Origin of the sequence: Candidatus Microbacterium phytovorans, from assembly GCA_029202445.1 — a bacterium.
Lineage (GTDB): Bacteria > Actinomycetota > Actinomycetes > Actinomycetales > Microbacteriaceae > Microbacterium > Microbacterium phytovorans.
In genome coordinates this window covers 2,130,630-2,147,092 of the sequence record CP119321.1, presented here as the reverse complement: position 1 = coordinate 2,147,092, position 16,463 = coordinate 2,130,630, and the positions used below count along the sequence as shown (strand labels likewise).

Sequence of the window (16,463 nt, the reverse complement as noted above, 5' to 3'; positions counted from 1 at the left end):
TCGCCTAGCCCGCGTCCGGTGCGGCGAGCCGACGGAAGGCGTCGGCGACGGGGGTGTGCACACGGTGCAGGATGCCGTCGGCATCCTCTTCCAGTGCCCACAGCCCCATGCGGAGCAGGTGATCGCGGCGCGGGCCGTCCGAGTGGCGGTAGGTCCACTCGTACATGTCGGTGATGCACCACCACGTGTAGCCCACCACGTCGACGCCCTCGCGGCGGAGGTCCTCGACGGCGTCGACCGAGTCGTGGAGCCAGTCGATGCGCTCCTGCACGGTGCCGGTGTAGCCCGTCTCGGTGAGGAAGACCGGGCGGCCATAGCGCGCCGCGAAGGTGGACAGCACCTCCTTCAGCCCCTCGGTGCCGGCGTTGCGCCTCGGACGAAGCTCGCCCGGTCCGCCGCCGAGCACGACGCCGTCCTCGAACAGCTCCGTCGAGTGCTGCGGGTAGTAGTTGACGCCGACGACGTCGGGTTGGGCGGTATGCGTGCGCGCCCACTCCAGGTCGTCGTCGGAGAACCCGTGCGCCCGCAGGTAGGGGGTGAGCGGGTGCGCGTCGTCGACGCGTCCCATCACGAGGTCCTGCACGATGTACGCGCGGTGGCGGAGGTGCTCGACGGTCTCGGGGTGCGCGGACAGTGCGCCATCGAATCGGAAGGATGCCTCGACGTGCACGAAGTCGGCATCCGGGTCGGCCTCGGCGATGGCGTGCTGCGTGAGCACGATGCCGCGGCTGATCGCCTTCAGCACGGTCACGAACCCGTCGTCGCCCGACAGGTACGGGGGCCAGTGGGCGAACTCGCCGCAGTACATGACGTTCAGCAGCGGCTCATTGGCCGGCGTGTAGTGGCGGATGCGGCCGCGGTAGCGCTCCGCGACGGCGCGCGCGTACTCGGCCACCCGCTCCGGGTAATCGGCGGCGGCGAACTCGCCCTCCAGCCAGAGAGGCGTGCCGTAGTGGATGAGGTCGGCGACCAGATCGATGCGGTGCGCGTCGAACCAGTCGATGACCTGGTCCAGCCACTCCCAGTCCCACTCGCCGGGTGCGGGATTGACCCGGTACCACGGGATGCCCCAGCGCAGCAGGGTGGCACCCGACTCCTCGCACAGCTCGAGGTCGCGCTCCCAGAAGGTGTAGTGCTGCATGAGCTCGTACTCGTCGAGCGCTCGGCGTCCCGGCTCCTGCTGGGGCACGAACGTGTCCTCGACACCGAGGGCGAAGTGCAGGCGACCGTCGCGGTACCAGGGCTGTGCGGGCATGGTGGTCCTTCTTCTCATGCGACGTGGCGGCCCCCGTGCGGGCGCCGCCACGTCGTTTCGGATGATGCTATTCGGCGAGGGTGGCCGTCATCGCCGTCTGCGCGGCGGTGAGCAGCTCCGAGGGGTCGCCGCCCGCGAGCGCCTTCTGCGTCGCGGTGTCGAGCTCGGTGAGCACGTCGGTGGAGGGGATGACGCCCGGGAGGAGCGCGACGCCCAGCGACGACTGCTCGGTGAGCGCCGAGACGACGGCGTTCTCGGACACGTCGGATGCCGCGACGTCGGTGGTGAGCGGAGGCCACCCCGACCCGAGCGACCACGTGACCATGTTCTCCTTCTGGTAGAACCACGTGAGGAACGTGCCGATGGCCGCCTTCTCGGCATCCGATGCCTGCGACGTGACGGTGAGGTCGACCGCGAGGGCGGAGGCCTTCGCGCCGGCCGGTCCGGCGGGGATCGGAGCGATCCCGTACTCGATGCCGGCGCCCTCCGAGACGCTCGCCATCCAGGGACCGGCGAGGGTCATCGCCGCCTTGCCCGAGCTGAACAGGCCGTCGGTGTCGACGCCCGAGAGCCCGGCGGGGGAGATCTTGTCTTTGCGGACCGCGTCGGCCCAGTACGACAGGGTCGCGACGTTCTCGGGGGAGTCGACCACGACCTCGCCGTCGGCGGTGACGACATCGCCGCCGCCGCTCTTGAACAGCGACATCCAGACGCCGTTTCCGACGGTGGCGTGATCGGCGAGGGCGAGTCCGTACTGCTCGGGCGTGCCGTCGCCGTCGTCGTCGACCGTCAGCTCCTTGGCTGCGGCGACCCATTCGTCCCATGTCGTCGGCACCGCGACGCCGGCGGCGTCGAACAGCGCCTTGTTGTAGAACATCGCGAGGGGCGTGAAGCTCAGCGGGGCGCCGTAGCGCTCGCCGTCGACGATGCCGGTGGCGACGGCCTGCTCGTTGAGGCTGGAGGCGCCGCTGTCGGCGGCGTCGTACCAGTCGTCGAGGGGGAGCAGTGCACCCTGCGAGGCGTAGACCGGGATGTTCTCGGGGGGAAGGGCGAGCAGCTGCGGCCCCGTCTTCGACGTGAGCGCCGGGAGGACGGTGTCGAGGATCGTCGCCCACGGCTTGGTCGAGGGGGTGATGACGACGCCGTCCTGCGACGCGTTGAACTCGGCGACCAGGTCGTCGAGCACTTTGCCGTCGGCCTCGGTATACCCGTGCCAGAAGTCGATCTCGACGGGCTGTCCGTCGGCGGGGGCAGGGTCGGACGTGCCGCTGCACCCGGCGAGTGCGACGACGGACGCCACGCCCAGTGCGGTGATTGCGAGGAACTTTCTCATCAGCGGGAGCTTCCTTTCGACATCGATGTCGACTGTAGGTTCGGGTCTCGATACAACGATGTAGGTAAACGTTGCAATCACATGGTGCGCGAGGACCGCGCTGGTGTCAAGTACCGACTTGACAGCCGCGGGTCCGCCTTCCTACCTTGTGACTACAACGTTGTATTTTGGAGGATTGATGGCAACGAGCGCCACGCCGGCCGTCGCACGATACGTGCCCCCTTCGCCGCTCGGCGGTCGAGGCCCGCTGTCGGCTCGCCTGCGCCGACGGCTCACGATCCTGGTGTTCCTGATCCCGGCCGTGACGATCCTGTCCGCGTTCGTGTTCTGGCCCATGATCAGCGCGCTGCTGATGTCGTTCACCAACGCCAACGGGTTCCGGACGCCGGAGTTCATCGGGCTGGAGAACTACCTCGCCGTCTTCACCGACGAACAGGTGCTCCGCTCCATGGGGAACACCGTGCTCTACGCCGCGCTGTTCACGCCGACCGTCGTCATCACCGCGCTGCTCCTCGCGCTCGCCCTCAACCACCCGCGGCTGCCGCTGCGAGGGATGTTCCGCACGCTGCTGTTCGTCCCGTTCATCGTCTCGCTCGCCGTCGCCGCCTTCGCGTGGCAGTACCTGCTCGACCCGCAGATCGGCCTCGCCAACTACTGGCTGCGCGGTCTCGGGCTGCAGATCGGCAACGTGTTCCAGGACCCCGCGCTCGCGATGCCCGCCGTCGCCCTCATCGCGGTGTGGAAGACCTTCCCCTTCTACATGATCGTCTTCCTCGCCGGCCTCCAGGACATCCCGCCGTCGCTCTACGAGGCGGCACGCGTCGACGGGGCGACCGCCTGGGCGCGCTTCCGGCACATCACCGTGCCGCTCCTGGGCAACACGACGGGGTTCGTCGTCGTGATCGCGACGATCGCGGCCCTCCAGGCGTTCGACCAGATCTACGTGCTCACCGGCGGCGGGCCGTACCGCAGCACGCAGACGGTCGTGATGCAGATCTACCAGTCCGGCTTCAAGGACCTCGACCTCGGCTTCGCCGCCGCGCTGTCCTACGTGCTGCTGGTGGCGACACTCATTCTCGGCCTCGTGCAGTTCTGGCTGAGCAGCCGCCGCGCGGAGGCCGCCGTATGAGCGCCCTGTCGCCCGTGCTGAGCCGACGCGTCGGCCCCGCCGTCCTGTTCGTCATCGTCGTCGTCGCGACCCTCGTCACGCTCCTGCCGATCGCGATCGTGGTCTTCACCGCGTTCAAGCCCGTGGCCGAGGTGAACGCGTTCCCGCCGACGCTCCTGCCCGACGCGTGGACGTTCGACAACTTCACCCGGATCTTCCGCGACCTCCCGTTCGCTCAGCTGATCGTCAACAGTTTCGTGTTCGCCGGCGGGGTGACGCTGTTCTCCCTGACCTTCGATGCGCTCGCGGCGTACGTCCTGGCCCGCATGGACTTCCGCGGCAGTCGGGTGCTCCTGTTCGCGCTGATCGGGAGCCTGATGATCCCGTTCCAGGCGACGCTCATCCCCGTTTACCAGCTCGTCGCCGATCTCGGCTGGATCAACTCCTACGCCGGCCTCATCGCCCCGCGCGCGGCCGACGCGTTCGGCATCTTCTTCCTGCGCCAGTTCTTCCTTTCGCTGCCGCGGGATCTCGACAGCGCGGCACGCGTGGACGGGGCGTCGGAACTGCGGATCTTCCGCAGCATCGTCCTTCCCAACGCCGTGCCCGCGCTCGTGACCCTCGGCGTCTACAACTTCGTCAACAACTGGAACGACCTGCTGTGGCCGCTCGTGATGACCACCGACCCCGCGATGGGGACGATCACCTCGGGACTGACGGCTCTGACCGGACCCGGCGGCATCATCCCGTTCGGCGTCATGATGGCCGGCTCCCTCATCGCGCTGCTGCCGCTGGCGATCCTCTTCCTCTTCCTCCAGCGCCGGTTCGTCGCGAGCGTCGCGACCTCCGGACTGAAGTAGCACCGACCCCCTCGATCAGAAAGTCCGCCATGCCCTCCGCACGACTCCTCCTCGACCCGCGGTTCACCGTCGGGCCCGTCCGCCGCAAGCTGTTCGGCGGGTTCGTCGAGCACCTCGGACGCCACATCTACGACGGCATCTACGAACCGGGTCACCCGGCAGCGGATGCCGAGGGGTTCCGCACCGACGTCATCGCACTCGTGCGCGAACTCGGGGTCGACACCATCCGCTATCCGGGCGGCAACTTCGTGTCGGGCTTCCGATGGGAGGACTCGGTCGGGCCGCGGGAGGAGCGGCCGCGTCGCGTCGACCTGGCGTGGCACTCGACGGAGACGAACGAGATCGGGCTGCACGAGTTCGCGTCGTGGCTCGACAAGGTGGGGAGCGACCTCATGCTCGCCGTCAATCTCGGCACGCGCGGCACGCAGGAGGCGATCGATCTGCTCGAGTACGCGAACCTGCGCGCCGGGACGGCGCTCAGCGACCAGCGGGCCGCGCACGGTCGTGCGGAGCCGTTCGACGTGCGCATGTGGTGTCTGGGCAACGAGATGGACGGTCCGTGGCAGATCGGCCACCGGTCGGCCGACGACTACGGAAAGCTGGCGTCTCGCACGGCGAAGGCCATGCGTCAGCTCGATCCCGGCATCCAGCTCGTCGTGTGCGGCTCATCGAGCGCCCACATGCCGACCTTCGGGGAGTGGGAGCGGGTCGTGCTCACGCACACGTACGACGACGTCGACCTCATCTCCTGCCACGCGTACTACGAGGAGCGCGGCGGCGACCTGGCGAGCTTCCTCGCGTCGTCGGTCGACATGGATGCCTTCATCGACGCTGTCGTCGCGACCGCCGACCACGTGGGCGCCGTCCGCGGGTCGAAGAAGCGCATCGACCTCTCGTTCGACGAGTGGAACGTCTGGTACATCGACCGGTTCGAGGGCGTCGACAAGATCGAGGGCATCGACAACTGGCCGGTCGCGCCGCGGCTCCTCGAGGACGTCTACTCGGTCGCGGATGCCGTCGTCTTCGGCAGCCTGCTCATCTCGCTCCTCAAGCACGCCGATCGCGTCGCATCCGCGTCGCTCGCGCAGCTCGTCAACGTGATCGCCCCGATCATGACGGAGCCGGGCGGTCCTGCGTGGCGCCAGACGACCTTCTTCCCGTTCTCCCTCACGTCCCGTCTCGCCCGCGGCAACGCGCTGCGGGTCGGCGTGGAGGCTCCGACGTACGAGACGACGGCGTACGGCGAGGTGCCCCTCGTCGATGCCGTCGCCACCCACGACGCCGACAGCGGCCGTAGCGCCGTGTTCCTCGTGAATCGGAGCCAGACGGAGGAGGTCACCGTGACGGTCGACGTGTCGGCGCTCGGCGACGTGAGCGTGCTCGAATCGCACACGCTCCACGACGACGACACCGGTGCGGCGAACACGCTGAACGATCCCGAGCGGGTGCGACCGCGGGAGAACGCGTCGGCATCCGTCGCGGCCGGCACGCTCACGGTGACCCTTCCTCCCGTATCGTGGACGGCGCTCGCCCTGGGATGATCCGGGGGCCGGGCCCGAGGAGGACACGGTGAGCGATCCGGGAACGAACTGGGCGGGCAACGTCGCCTATCGCGCACAGCGCCTCGTGCGGCCGACGACCGTCGAGGAGATCGCCGCGATCGTCACGGCCAGCACGAGCGTGCGGGTCGTCGGGAGTCGTCACTCCTTCTCGGACATCGCCGACACGACGGGCACGATGATCTCGCTCGCCGACCTCGGCGGCGAACCGGAGCTCGACGCGGCGCGCGGCGTCGTGCGCGTGCCGGGAGGCTGGCGCTACGGCGACCTCGCGCCCTGGCTGCAGGAGCGGGGGCGGGCGCTGTCCAACCTCGCGTCGCTGCCGCACATCTCCATCGCGGGCGCCGTCGCGACAGGCACGCACGGCAGCGGCGAGCGGCTCGGATCGCTGGCCACCCAGGTGCGGGCGGTCGAGTCGATCGACGGCACCGGAGCCCCCGTGCGTGTCGAGCGCGGCGACCCCGACTTCGCCGGGTCGGTCGTCTCCCTCGGCGCCCACGGCGTCGTGACCGCCGTCGAGCTCGACACGGAGCCGGCGTACGAGCTGTCGCAGACGGTCTACGAGGGGGCGCGCTGGGACGACGTGCTGCACAGGTTCGACGAGGTGCAGCGCAGCGGCGACAGCGTCAGCCTGTTCACGACGTGGCGCGACCCCGACCTCGTCGATCAGATCTGGGTGAAGAGCCGCCACGATGCTCCCGACCTCTCGGCCATCGGCGCGCGCCCGGCCGACGGCCCGCGGCATCCGCTGCCGGGTATCGACCCCGCCCCGTGCACCCCGCAGCAGGGGAGCCGCGGCCCGTGGTTCGAGCGCCTGCCGCACTTCCGCATGGCGTTCACGCCGTCGGCCGGCGAGGAGCTGCAGACGGAGTACCTCGTTCCCCGTTCGGACGCGGTCGAGGCGATCGACGCGGTGCGCGCGCTGACGCCTGTGATCGCCCCGCTCCTGCAGGTGTGCGAGATGCGGACGATGGCCGCCGACGACCAGTGGCTGAGCCCCGCCTCGGAGACGGATGCCGTCGGCATCCACTTCACGTGGCGGCTCGACGTCGCGGGGGTCTCCGCGCTCCTCCCGACGATCGAGGCGGCGCTGCCCGCCACGATGCGACCGCACTGGGGCAAGCTCTTCGCGCTGTCGGGGGCCGACCTCGCGGCCCGCTACCCGCGCCGGCAGGATGCCGTCGCGCTCCGCGAGCGCCGCGACCCCGACCGCCGCTTCCACAACGCGGCGATGGCGCGGTTCGGGCTCTGAGGGAGGAGAAACAACTTTTCTTTCTGGTGTGTCTCGGACGTGCCGCGTCACGATGAAAAGGACGCTTCTGGGGAGCGTCCAGCGGAGGCCTGTTCCAGCTCGGCGGAGCCGAAGGCCGACGTGACACCCACGGGGGGAGTGTCGCTCTGGGGTCGAGCCCGTCGACCCCAGAGCTCTCACATCACGGGATCGCGCGGTCGCGGCCGTCCGGCTCGACAGGCACCATGAACTCGTTCACGAGCGCCCGCACCGACAGGGCGAACAGCGTCCAGCGGCCGTCACCGACCTGCGGCATCTCGTCGTCCACGGTCGGCGCATAGGTCCGATGAGGGATGCCTTCCAGCGATCGCACCGCGAAGCCCTCGCCGAGTGCGGCCACCGCCTCGGTGAAGTCCTCGATCGTGAGCGGCGACTTCATCCGGAGGCCATAGGCGGCCATGACCGACGAGTAGAACTCCCCGAAGGCGGCGATCGACTCCCGGTGCCGCTCGCGACTGGCATCCGTCAGTTCCGGCCAGCTCTGCGCCGTCGTGCGCAAGGCGAGCGCGATGAGGAACGACTGGGCGTCACGGGCGTCGTCGGGGTCGTTCGCGTCGCGGGAGATGCTCTGCAGGTGCGCCTCGGCGGCGGCGCGGATGACGTCGTCGCCCGGAGCGCCCGAGGCCACGAGTGCCTCGACGGCTCCGCTCGCGTAGTCGGCGGGCGAGCTCAGCCGCAGCCGCACCATCGCCACCGCCAGATCGCGCTGATAGTCGGTCTGGTCGGCCCACAGCCGGTAAGCGGCGCCGGTCGTCAGGCCCGCGCGACGCAGCACGTCCTGAACGCGGATGTGCTGCACGCCCGCGGTGACGCCGCGCTCGAGCAGCATCTGCATCCCCACACGCAGCAATAGCGCACGGGTCTCCTCACCGGTACGACGCCCCATGGGCCCAGCATCCCAGATCGCGTGCGAACTGCGGAGGAAGTAAAGAATTCTTGACATCACTTCGCCGCCGTGCCTACACTCCGTGTAAAGAATCTTTGACAAGCCGGAGGGCATCATGGGCTACGGAGAACGCAACGTCTGGAGCGGGCTGGTGCTCAGCGTCGTCGTCGTCTCGATCTATCTCGCGCTCGTCCTCCCGCAGCTGGCGGAGCGGCCCGTCGACGACGTCGCCTGGCAGTGGCCGATGGTGTGGTGCATCGTCGGCGGGATCGTGGCGACGATCGCCGCCAGCATCCTGTGGGGCATCGTCGCAGGCATCCGCGATCCGGGCGAGGAGCACCGCTCCGACGTGCGCGACCGCGACATCGAGCGCATGGGCGACCGCGTCGGTCAGGCGTTCGGCGCGATCGGCGGCATCGCCGGGATCGTGCTCGCGATGGTCGACGCGGAACCCTTCTGGATCGGCAACGCGATCTTCGTCGGCTTCTTCCTCTCCGCCACGCTCGGCAGCGTCGCCCGACTCGTCGCCTACCGTCGGGGGCTCGTCTGATGGTCCGCCCCACGCGCGTCACCAACGTCATCCGACCGCTGCGCGAGGGTGCCGGGCTCACGCAGGCCGACCTCGCCGGGCGCATCGGCGTCACCCGGCAGACCCTCATCGCGATCGAACAGGGCCGCTACTCGCCCACCCTCGAACTCGCCTTCCAGATCGCGCGCGTGCTCGGCGTGCGCCTCGACGACGTCTTCCATTACCCCGACTCCACGGAGGAATCATGAACACGGATGCCGTGCGCTCCGCACCCACCCCGCCCACCCCGTCGCCGACGATGACGGTCTGGCGTCAGTCCCGCTACGGCGGTCCCGATGTGCTCGCGGAGACGCTCGTCGACCGGCCCGTGCCCTCGCCCGACGAGGTGGTGGTCGAGGTGGTGGCGAGCTCGCTCAACTCCGCCGACATCCGCATCCTCCGCGGCGACCCCCTCCTCGTGCGGCTCGCGTTCGGCCTGCGTCGCCCGCGCACACCGGTTCCCGGTCGCGATGTCGCCGGCACGATCGTCGCGATCGGTGACGCCGTCACCTCCCGGCGCGTCGGCGACCGCGTCGTCGGGGAGATCTCCGGCGGCGGACTGGGGGAGTGCGTCGCGGCATCCGCCGACCGGTTCGCGCCCGTGCCCGACGGGCTCGACCTCGAGACCGCGGCGACACTGCCGCTCGCCGGCGGCACCGCCTGGCAGGCGCTCGACCTCGGCGGCGTCGGCGAGGGGTCGCGGGTGCTCGTGGTCGGCGCCGGCGGCGGTGTCGGCACCTTCGCCGTCCGGCTCGCGGTGCTCCGCGGCGCCGACGTCGACGCCCTGTGCAGCGCCGCCGCTCTCGACGTCGTCGCCGAGCTCGGTGCCACGCGCGTGCGTGACCGTCGGGCCACCGACCTCGCCGGCGAGGCGCCCGATTCCTACGACGCCGTCATCGACATCGCCGGCTCCGCGCCGCTGCGGGTGCTCCGGCGGCTCGTGCGTCCGGGCGGCGCCGTCGTGCTCGTCTCCGGGGGCGCGAACCGGGTGTTCGGTCCGCTCGGCCGCATCCTCCGCGCCGCCGTGCTCTCGATCGGTGCGCGACGGCGGCTCCGACCGCTCGCGGCGGTGGCCAAGCCCGAGATCACGGCGCAGCTCGTCGCACTCGCCGCGAGCGGCGACCTGCAGCCTCCCGTCGAGCGCACCTTCCGCCGCGCCGACGCGCGGGCCGCGCTGGCGCACGTCGACACGGGCCGGACCGTCGGGAAGATCGTCGTCACCGCCTGACGCGGAGGGCCGTCTGGCAGAATGGGCCACGGCGTGCCCGCCACGACCTTTCCCCGCGCTCCGGGTGCTCGATCCGGAGGTGCGGGTCGAAGGGCCGCCGGGCCTCTGGACAGCGTCCGCCGCGATCGTCCCGAGGAGAGAGATGTCCCCGACGCCCCCGCTGCCTGAGACGGCCACGGAAGCCCCCGCGCGCATCGCCCAGCACCGCCGCTACCTCATGTGCCGGCCCGAGTACTTCACCGTCAGCTACCGGATCAATCCGTGGATGGAGCCGGCGAACCCCACCGACACGGCGAAGGCCGTCGAGCAGTGGCAGGCGCTGTACGACACGTACGTCTCGCTCGGGCACGAGGTCGAACTCATCGACCCCGTGCCGGGCCTGCCCGACATGGTCTACACCGCCAACGGCGGCTTCCTCATCGACGGCCGCGCGCTCGGCGTGAAGTTCCGCGTCGACGAGCGCCGTGGCGAGGAACGCCCCTTCATGGACTGGTTCGCCGCGCACGGCTTCGAGGTGATCGAGCCCGTCGAGGTGCAGGAGGGCGAGGGGGACTTCCTCCTCGTCGGCGACACGATCCTCGCCGGCACCGGCTTCCGCTCCGTCGGCGACAGCCACCGCGAGCTCGGAGAGGTCTTCGGGCGCGAGGTCGTCTCGCTCCGCCTCACCGACCCGCGCTTCTACCACCTCGACACGGCGATCACGGTGCTCGACCCCGTCGAAGGCCCCGGGGGCGTCGAGCGCGCCAACATCGCCTACCTGCCGTCGGCGTTCGACGAGGCATCCCGTGCCGTGCTGGAAGAGCGCTACCCGGATGCCATCCGCGTCTCGGAAGCGGACGGCGCGGTCTTCGGGCTCAACGCGGCGTCCGACGGGCTTCACGTGTTCGTGTCGCCGCGCGCCACGGGCTTCGCCGAACAGCTGCGCGAACGCGGCTACGTCCCGGTCGCCGTCGACCTGTCCGAGCTGCTGCTCGGCGGCGGCGGTATCAAGTGCTGCACGCTCGAACTGCGAGGAAACCGATGACCAGCCCCCTGCTCGACGCGACCACCGCTCACCTCATCGAGTCGGAGGAGCAGCACGTCGCCCACAACTACCACCCGCTCCCCGTCGTCGTCGCCCGCGGGGAAGGCGCGTGGGTCACCGACGTCGAGGGCAAGCGCTACCTCGACCTCCTCTCGGCGTACTCGGCCTTGAACTTCGGCCACCGGCATCCGGCGCTCGTCGCTGCGGCGACCGAGCAGCTCGGCCGGATCACCCTCACCAGTCGCGCGTTCCACAACGACCAGCTCGCCGGGTTCGCCGACGCCCTGGCGTCATTGTGCGGCAAAGACCTCGTGCTCCCGATGAACACCGGCGCCGAGGCCGTCGAGACCGGAATCAAGGTGGCGCGGGCGTGGGCGTACCGAGTGAAGGGCGTGCCCGCGGATGCCGCGACCGTCGTCGTCGCCGACGGCAACTTCCACGGACGCACGACCACGATCGTCGGCTTCAGCGACGACCCGCAGGCCCGGACCGACTTCGGCCCGTTCGCTCCCGGATTCGTCTCGGTGGCCTACGGCGACGCCGCCGCGATCGAAGCCGCCATCACGCCGCACACCGCGGCCGTGCTCATCGAGCCCATCCAGGGCGAGGGCGGCGTCATCATCCCGCCCGACGGGTACCTCCGGGCGGTGCGCGAGATCTGCGACCGGCACAACGTGCTGTTCGTCGCCGACGAGATCCAGTCCGGCCTCGCCCGCGTCGGTACGACGTTCGCGTGCGACCGGGAGGGTGTCGTCCCCGACATGTACCTTCTCGGCAAAGCGCTCGGCGGCGGCATCGTGCCGCTGTCGGCGGTGGTCGCCGACGCCGACGTGCTCGGCGTCATCCGGCCGGGCGAGCACGGTTCCACGTTCGGCGGCAACCCGCTCGCGTGCGCCGTGGGCCGTCAGGTCGTCGACATGCTGGCATCCGGCGAGTTCCAGACCCGCGCGCAGGCGCTCGGTGAGCACCTCGAGCAGAAGCTCGCGGGCCTCGTCGGACACGGTGTGACCGCCGTCCGCGTCGCGGGGCTGTGGGCCGGCGTCGACATCGACCCGGCGGTGGGCACGGGGCGCGAAATCGCCGAACGGCTTCTCGCGCGCGGCGTGCTCGTGAAGGACACCCACGGTCAGACGGTGCGCATCGCGCCGCCGCTGGTCATCCGTGCCACCGAGATCGACTGGGCCGTCGAGCAGCTGAGGTTCGTCCTCGCCGCCTGACGGCATCCTGTCGTTTTGGGGCGGGCTCCGGTGAGCATGTCCCACTTTCGGTCGGTTCATGTGCCGGGACAGCCGAGTTTGGGACATGCGCCGCCCAAAATGGGACATGGCCGACCCAAACTGGGACAGAGTCGCCACATCCGCCGGTTTGGGTGAGCATGTCCCACTTTCGGTCGGTTCAAGGATGCCGGGACAGCCGAGTTTGGGACATGCGCCGCCCGGACTGGGACATGGCGCGACCGAAACTGGGACATGGCCCGGACACACACTGGGACATGGCCCGGACACAAACTGGGACATGGCTCACGCCCTCACTCGCCGTGACATACCTCCGAAACACGGGCCGGGCTAGGCTCGTGACATGGGTGACCTGTTCGACGGATACGGCTCCACGCTGGCGCCGCGAAAGACCGCGTCGGGGGTGCCCGCGTTCGACGAGATGTTCGGGCAGCCGACGCATCCCGGCGCCGCCGCGGAATCACGCACGGCCTATCGGGAGCTCTATCAGGCGCTCGCGCAGATGACCCAGGAGGAGTTGCGCGGGCGCACCGATTCGCTCGCCAGCTCCTATCTCGCACAGGGCGTTACGTTCGACTTCGCCGGTGAAGAGCGTCCCTTCCCGTTGGATGCCGTGCCCCGCGTCATCGAGTTCGACGAGTGGTCGCGCATCGAGAAGGGCGTCCAGCAGCGGGTGCGGGCGCTCGAAGCGTTCCTCGACGACGCCTACGGCCACCAGCACTGTGTGCGCGACGGGGTGCTCCCCGCTGCCCTCATCGCGTCGTCGCAGTACTTCTACCGCCAGGCCGCCGGCATCCATTCCGCCAACGGCGTGCGCATCCAGGTGTCGGGCATCGACCTCATCCGCGACGAGCACGGCGAGATGCGCGTGCTCGAGGACAACGTGCGGGTGCCCTCCGGCGTCAGCTACGTCATCTCCAACCGTCGCGTCATGGCGCAGACGCTCCCGGAGCTGTTCGTGTCGATGCGCGTGCGCCCCGTCGGGGAGTACCCCAACAAGCTGCTCCAGGCGCTGCAGGCATCGGCGCCTCCCGGCATCGACGACCCCAACGTCGTCGTGCTGACACCGGGCGTCTACAACTCCGCCTACTTCGAGCACACGCTCCTCGCACGGCTCATGGGTGTCGAACTGGTCGAGGGCCGAGACCTCCAGTGCATGGGCGGCAAAGTGTTCATGCGTACGACGCGCGGACCCAAGCGCGTCGACGTCATCTACCGCCGCGTCGACGACGACTTCCTCGACCCGCTGCAGTTCCGTGCCGACTCCATGCTCGGCGCTCCGGGGCTCATGCTCGCCGCACGGCTCGGGAACGTTACGATCGCCAACGCCGTCGGCAACGGCGTCGCCGACGACAAGCTGCTCTACACCTACGTCCCCGACCTCATCCGGTACTACCTCGCCGAGGAGCCCATCCTCAAGAACGTCGACACGTGGCGACTGGAGGACAAGGGTGCGCTCGAGGAGGTGCTCGACCGGCTCGACGAACTCGTCGTGAAGCCCGTCGACGGCTCCGGCGGCAAGGGGCTCGTCGTCGGACCCGACGCGAGCCCGGCGGAGCTCGAGAAGCTGCGCAAGAAGCTCCTGAAAGACCCGCGCGGCTGGATCGCGCAGCCGGTCGTCATGCTCTCGACCATCCCGACGCTCGTCGAAGACGGGATGCGCCCCCGGCACGCCGACCTCCGCCCCTTCGCGGTCAACAACGGCGACGAGGTGTGGGTGCTGCCGGGTGGCCTCACCCGCGTCGCGCTCCCCGAGGGTCAGCTGGTGGTCAACTCGAGCCAGGGCGGCGGCTCCAAGGACACGTGGATCGTCGGCGGCGACGCCCCGCGCAGCTCGGAGTACGGCGCCGGCCAGAACCTCGCCGGTCTCGTCGCCGAGCAGGCATCCGTGACCGAGGCGATCTCGATCATCTACGACCCGCAGGTCGAGCCCGACCACTCGCCGCAGGACCGCCCCGCCACCACCGGCGAGCAGCAGGAACAACAGCAGCAGCAACAGCAAGGCCGGGACGCCGGCGTTTCGTCTCCTCGCTCCGCTCGTCGCTCAACGACCGAGGCGACCGAACGAGCGGATCCCCCGGTCGTTGAGCGAGCGCAGCGAGACGAAACGGAGGTGACCCCGTGCTGAGCCGCATCGCCGAGTCACTGTTCTGGATCGGCCGCTACATCGAACGCTCCGACGGCACCGCCCGCATTCTGGACGTGCACCTGCAGCTGCTCCTCGAGGACCCGTGGATCGACGAGGACATCGCCTGCCGTTCCCTCATGGGCGTCATGGGCTCCGTCCCGCCCGTCGATCTCGACCGGGTCACCCGCAGCGACGTGCTCACCCGCCTCGCCGTCGACCGGCAGAACCCGTCGAGCATCGCCTACGCGCTCCAGGCCGCCCGCGAGAACGCACGGCGGGCGCGCGAGATCGTCTCGACCGAACTGTGGGAGACCCTCAACACCACCTACTCGCGGATGCCGCGACGCCTCAACGACGAGAAGGTGCACGAGTTCTTCCAGTGGGTGCGTGAACGCGCGGCGCTCGCCGTCGGCATCTCCGATTCCTCGACGAGCCGTGACGAGGCGTGGCAGTTCTTCACGCTGGGCCGTTCCATCGAGCGCACGGACATGACCGCACGGCTGCTCGCCACGCGGTCGCTCACCGAGGCATCCGGTCCGTCGTGGACGACGATCCTGCGCTCCTGCGGGGCGTACGAGGCGTACCTGCGCACGTACCGGGGGATGCCGAGCGCCCGCAACGCCGCCGAGTTCCTCCTCCTCGACCGCCTGTTCCCGCGCTCGATCATCCACTCGATCCAGCGTGCGGAGGACTGCATGCGCGCGATCGACCCGGTCGCCGATCGGGTCGGCCACTCCAACACGGTGCTCCGCGCGCTCGGGCGCATCCGCAACGACCTGGAGTACCGGCCGATCGGCGAGATCATCGACGAGCTGCCGGCGCACATGGAGCAGGTGCAGAAGGTGACGCGCGAGGCATCCGAAGCCATCCGCGGCCGGTTCTTCCCGACGCACGCCGAGCCGAGCTGGATCGGAGAGACCTCATGAAGCGCCTGCGGATCGAGCACGCCACCGGATTCACCTATCAAGGTGACGTCGGCGCGTCGTACAACGAGGCCCGGATGCTGCCGAGCTCCACCGACAGCCAGTTCGTGCTGAGTTCGCAGCTCGACATCGAGCCGTCGACGAGCATCAACCAGTACGTCGACTACTTCGGAACGCGCGTGGCGGCGTTCGATGTGCTCGCCGGTCACGCCGCGCTCGGCATCACGGCGCGCTCGCTCGTCGAGGTGCGTCCACGGCCCCTGGAGCCCAGCGACATGACCTGGGACCAGCTGGGTCGAGAGGCCGAGCGCCAGATCGCGACGGTCGAGATGCTGGGCCAGACGGCACGCACGACGCCGCATCCCGAAGTGGCCGACATCGCCCGTTCGATCGCCGACCAGCACGAGCGCCCCGCGGAGGCGGCGCTCGCGATCGCGCACGCCATCGGCGACGCCGTGGAATACATGCAGGGGATCACGGGCGTCCACTCGACGGCCGCCGACGCCTGGGTGGAACGCAAGGGCGTCTGTCAGGACATCACCCACATCACCCTCGGCGCGCTGCGGCACGTCGGCATCCCGGCTCGGTATGTGTCGGGCTACCTGCACCCGCAGGCCAACCCCGAGATCGGTGTGCCGGTCGCGGGCGAGTCGCACGCGTGGGTGGAGTGGTTCGCCGGCGAATGGCAGGGCTTCGACCCGACGAACAGCGTCGAGATCGGCGACCGGCATGTGCTGGTCGGCCGAGGCCGCGACTACAACGACGTTCCGCCGTTGCGGGGCGTGTACGCGGGGCCGTTCAAGAGCGACCTCCATGTGAAGGTCACGATCACCCGCGAGGCCTGACGCGTCGGCGTTTCGTCTCGCTGCGCTCGCTCAACGACCGGTGGGTGCGGTTTCCCCGGTCGTTGAGCGAGGGAGCGGAGCGACCGAGACGAAACGGCGTTCTCTTCCGGTCCGGGTCGGCGTTTCGTCTCGCTGCGCTCGCTCAACGACCGGTGGGTGCGGTTTCCCCGGTCGTTGAGCGAGGGAGCGGAGCGACCGAGACGAAACGGCGTTCTCTTCC

At 69.8% G+C, this 16,463-nt stretch carries 15 protein-coding genes; 12 read left to right on the top strand and 3 right to left on the bottom strand.

The features are described 5' to 3' along the window. Positions 1-4: 4 nt before the first annotated feature. On the bottom strand, positions 5-1,255 hold the full coding sequence (locus P0Y48_10220) for a family 1 glycosylhydrolase (protein ID WEK12837.1): 1,251 nt from the start codon (positions 1,253-1,255) through the stop codon (positions 5-7). A gap of 67 nt (positions 1,256-1,322) precedes the next feature. After that, a complete protein-coding gene (locus P0Y48_10215) occupies positions 1,323-2,588 on the bottom strand; it encodes an ABC transporter substrate-binding protein (protein ID WEK12836.1) in 1,266 nt (421 codons plus the stop codon). Positions 2,589-2,766: 178 nt separating this feature from the next. On the opposite strand from P0Y48_10215, the gene P0Y48_10210 reads away from it, so the two are divergent. Genes P0Y48_10210 through P0Y48_10195 form a run of 4 tightly spaced genes read left to right on the top strand, consistent with a single transcriptional unit; the run spans position 2,767 to position 7,367 of the window. After that, the gene (locus P0Y48_10210) at positions 2,767-3,717 is read left to right on the top strand and encodes a sugar ABC transporter permease (GenBank protein WEK12835.1); all 951 of its coding nucleotides are present in this window, start codon (positions 2,767-2,769) and stop codon (positions 3,715-3,717) included. Beyond that, positions 3,714-4,556: a carbohydrate ABC transporter permease gene (locus P0Y48_10205; GenBank protein WEK12834.1), complete on the top strand. Its 843-nt coding sequence runs from the start codon at positions 3,714-3,716 to the stop codon at positions 4,554-4,556. The genes P0Y48_10210 and P0Y48_10205 overlap by 4 nt, the downstream gene beginning before the upstream one ends. Before the next feature lie 29 nt (positions 4,557-4,585). After that, positions 4,586-6,097 (top strand): alpha-N-arabinofuranosidase, encoded by a 1,512-nt coding sequence (locus P0Y48_10200; protein WEK12833.1) that lies wholly within the window; start codon positions 4,586-4,588, stop codon positions 6,095-6,097. A 28-nt stretch (positions 6,098-6,125) separates the two neighbouring features. Continuing rightward, on the top strand, positions 6,126-7,367 hold the full coding sequence (locus tag P0Y48_10195; protein ID WEK12832.1) for an FAD-binding protein: 1,242 nt from the start codon (positions 6,126-6,128) through the stop codon (positions 7,365-7,367). Positions 7,368-7,548: 181 nt separating this feature from the next. Here P0Y48_10195 and P0Y48_10190 read toward each other — a convergent pair whose 3' ends face one another. After that, the gene (locus tag P0Y48_10190; GenBank protein WEK12831.1) at positions 7,549-8,292 is read right to left on the bottom strand and encodes a hypothetical protein; all 744 of its coding nucleotides are present in this window, start codon (positions 8,290-8,292) and stop codon (positions 7,549-7,551) included. Positions 8,293-8,407: 115 nt separating this feature from the next. On the opposite strand from P0Y48_10190, the gene P0Y48_10185 reads away from it, so the two are divergent. The 8 genes from P0Y48_10185 (at position 8,408) to P0Y48_10150 (ending at position 16,243) form a co-directional block, all read left to right on the top strand. Next, positions 8,408-8,842: a hypothetical protein gene (locus P0Y48_10185; protein WEK12830.1), complete on the top strand. Its 435-nt coding sequence runs from the start codon at positions 8,408-8,410 to the stop codon at positions 8,840-8,842. Beyond that, positions 8,842-9,069 carry a helix-turn-helix transcriptional regulator gene (locus P0Y48_10180; GenBank protein WEK12829.1) on the top strand — a complete coding sequence of 76 codons (228 nt, stop codon included), beginning with the start codon at positions 8,842-8,844 and terminating at the stop codon, positions 9,067-9,069. Before P0Y48_10185 ends, P0Y48_10180 begins: the two co-directional genes overlap by 1 nt. After that, positions 9,066-10,088, top strand: coding sequence for an NAD(P)-dependent alcohol dehydrogenase (locus P0Y48_10175; protein ID WEK12828.1), 1,023 nt, complete (start codon positions 9,066-9,068; stop codon positions 10,086-10,088). The genes P0Y48_10180 and P0Y48_10175 overlap by 4 nt, the downstream gene beginning before the upstream one ends. 142 nt (positions 10,089-10,230) lie before the next feature. After that, on the top strand, positions 10,231-11,112 hold the full coding sequence (locus P0Y48_10170) for an N-dimethylarginine dimethylaminohydrolase (GenBank protein ID WEK12827.1): 882 nt from the start codon (positions 10,231-10,233) through the stop codon (positions 11,110-11,112). Continuing rightward, positions 11,109-12,329, top strand: coding sequence for an ornithine--oxo-acid transaminase (gene rocD, locus P0Y48_10165; GenBank protein ID WEK12826.1), 1,221 nt, complete (start codon positions 11,109-11,111; stop codon positions 12,327-12,329). The genes P0Y48_10170 and rocD overlap by 4 nt, the downstream gene beginning before the upstream one ends. 361 nt (positions 12,330-12,690) lie before the next feature. After that, entirely contained in the window at positions 12,691-14,475 is a 1,785-nt protein-coding gene (locus tag P0Y48_10160; GenBank protein WEK12825.1) for a circularly permuted type 2 ATP-grasp protein, read from the top strand. After that, the gene (locus P0Y48_10155; GenBank protein WEK12824.1) at positions 14,469-15,401 is read left to right on the top strand and encodes an alpha-E domain-containing protein; all 933 of its coding nucleotides are present in this window, start codon (positions 14,469-14,471) and stop codon (positions 15,399-15,401) included. The genes P0Y48_10160 and P0Y48_10155 overlap by 7 nt, the downstream gene beginning before the upstream one ends. After that, positions 15,398-16,243, top strand: coding sequence for a transglutaminase family protein (locus P0Y48_10150; GenBank protein WEK12823.1), 846 nt, complete (start codon positions 15,398-15,400; stop codon positions 16,241-16,243). Before P0Y48_10155 ends, P0Y48_10150 begins: the two co-directional genes overlap by 4 nt. Positions 16,244-16,463: the final 220 nt, after the last annotated feature.

Coding starts and splice junctions, on each gene's coding strand:
- P0Y48_10220 (WEK12837.1), bottom strand. CDS start 1,255: ATGCCCGCACAGCCCTGGTACCGCGACGGTCGCCTGCACTTCGCCCTC.
- P0Y48_10215 (WEK12836.1), bottom strand. CDS start 2,588: ATGAGAAAGTTCCTCGCAATCACCGCACTGGGCGTGGCGTCCGTCGTC.
- P0Y48_10210 (WEK12835.1), top strand. CDS start 2,767: ATGGCAACGAGCGCCACGCCGGCCGTCGCACGATACGTGCCCCCTTCG.
- P0Y48_10205 (WEK12834.1), top strand. CDS start 3,714: ATGAGCGCCCTGTCGCCCGTGCTGAGCCGACGCGTCGGCCCCGCCGTC.
- P0Y48_10200 (WEK12833.1), top strand. CDS start 4,586: ATGCCCTCCGCACGACTCCTCCTCGACCCGCGGTTCACCGTCGGGCCC.
- P0Y48_10190 (WEK12831.1), bottom strand. CDS start 8,292: ATGGGGCGTCGTACCGGTGAGGAGACCCGTGCGCTATTGCTGCGTGTG.
- P0Y48_10185 (WEK12830.1), top strand. CDS start 8,408: ATGGGCTACGGAGAACGCAACGTCTGGAGCGGGCTGGTGCTCAGCGTC.
- P0Y48_10180 (WEK12829.1), top strand. CDS start 8,842: ATGGTCCGCCCCACGCGCGTCACCAACGTCATCCGACCGCTGCGCGAG.
- P0Y48_10175 (WEK12828.1), top strand. CDS start 9,066: ATGAACACGGATGCCGTGCGCTCCGCACCCACCCCGCCCACCCCGTCG.
- P0Y48_10170 (WEK12827.1), top strand. CDS start 10,231: ATGTCCCCGACGCCCCCGCTGCCTGAGACGGCCACGGAAGCCCCCGCG.
- rocD (WEK12826.1), top strand. CDS start 11,109: ATGACCAGCCCCCTGCTCGACGCGACCACCGCTCACCTCATCGAGTCG.
- P0Y48_10160 (WEK12825.1), top strand. CDS start 12,691: ATGGGTGACCTGTTCGACGGATACGGCTCCACGCTGGCGCCGCGAAAG.
- P0Y48_10150 (WEK12823.1), top strand. CDS start 15,398: ATGAAGCGCCTGCGGATCGAGCACGCCACCGGATTCACCTATCAAGGT.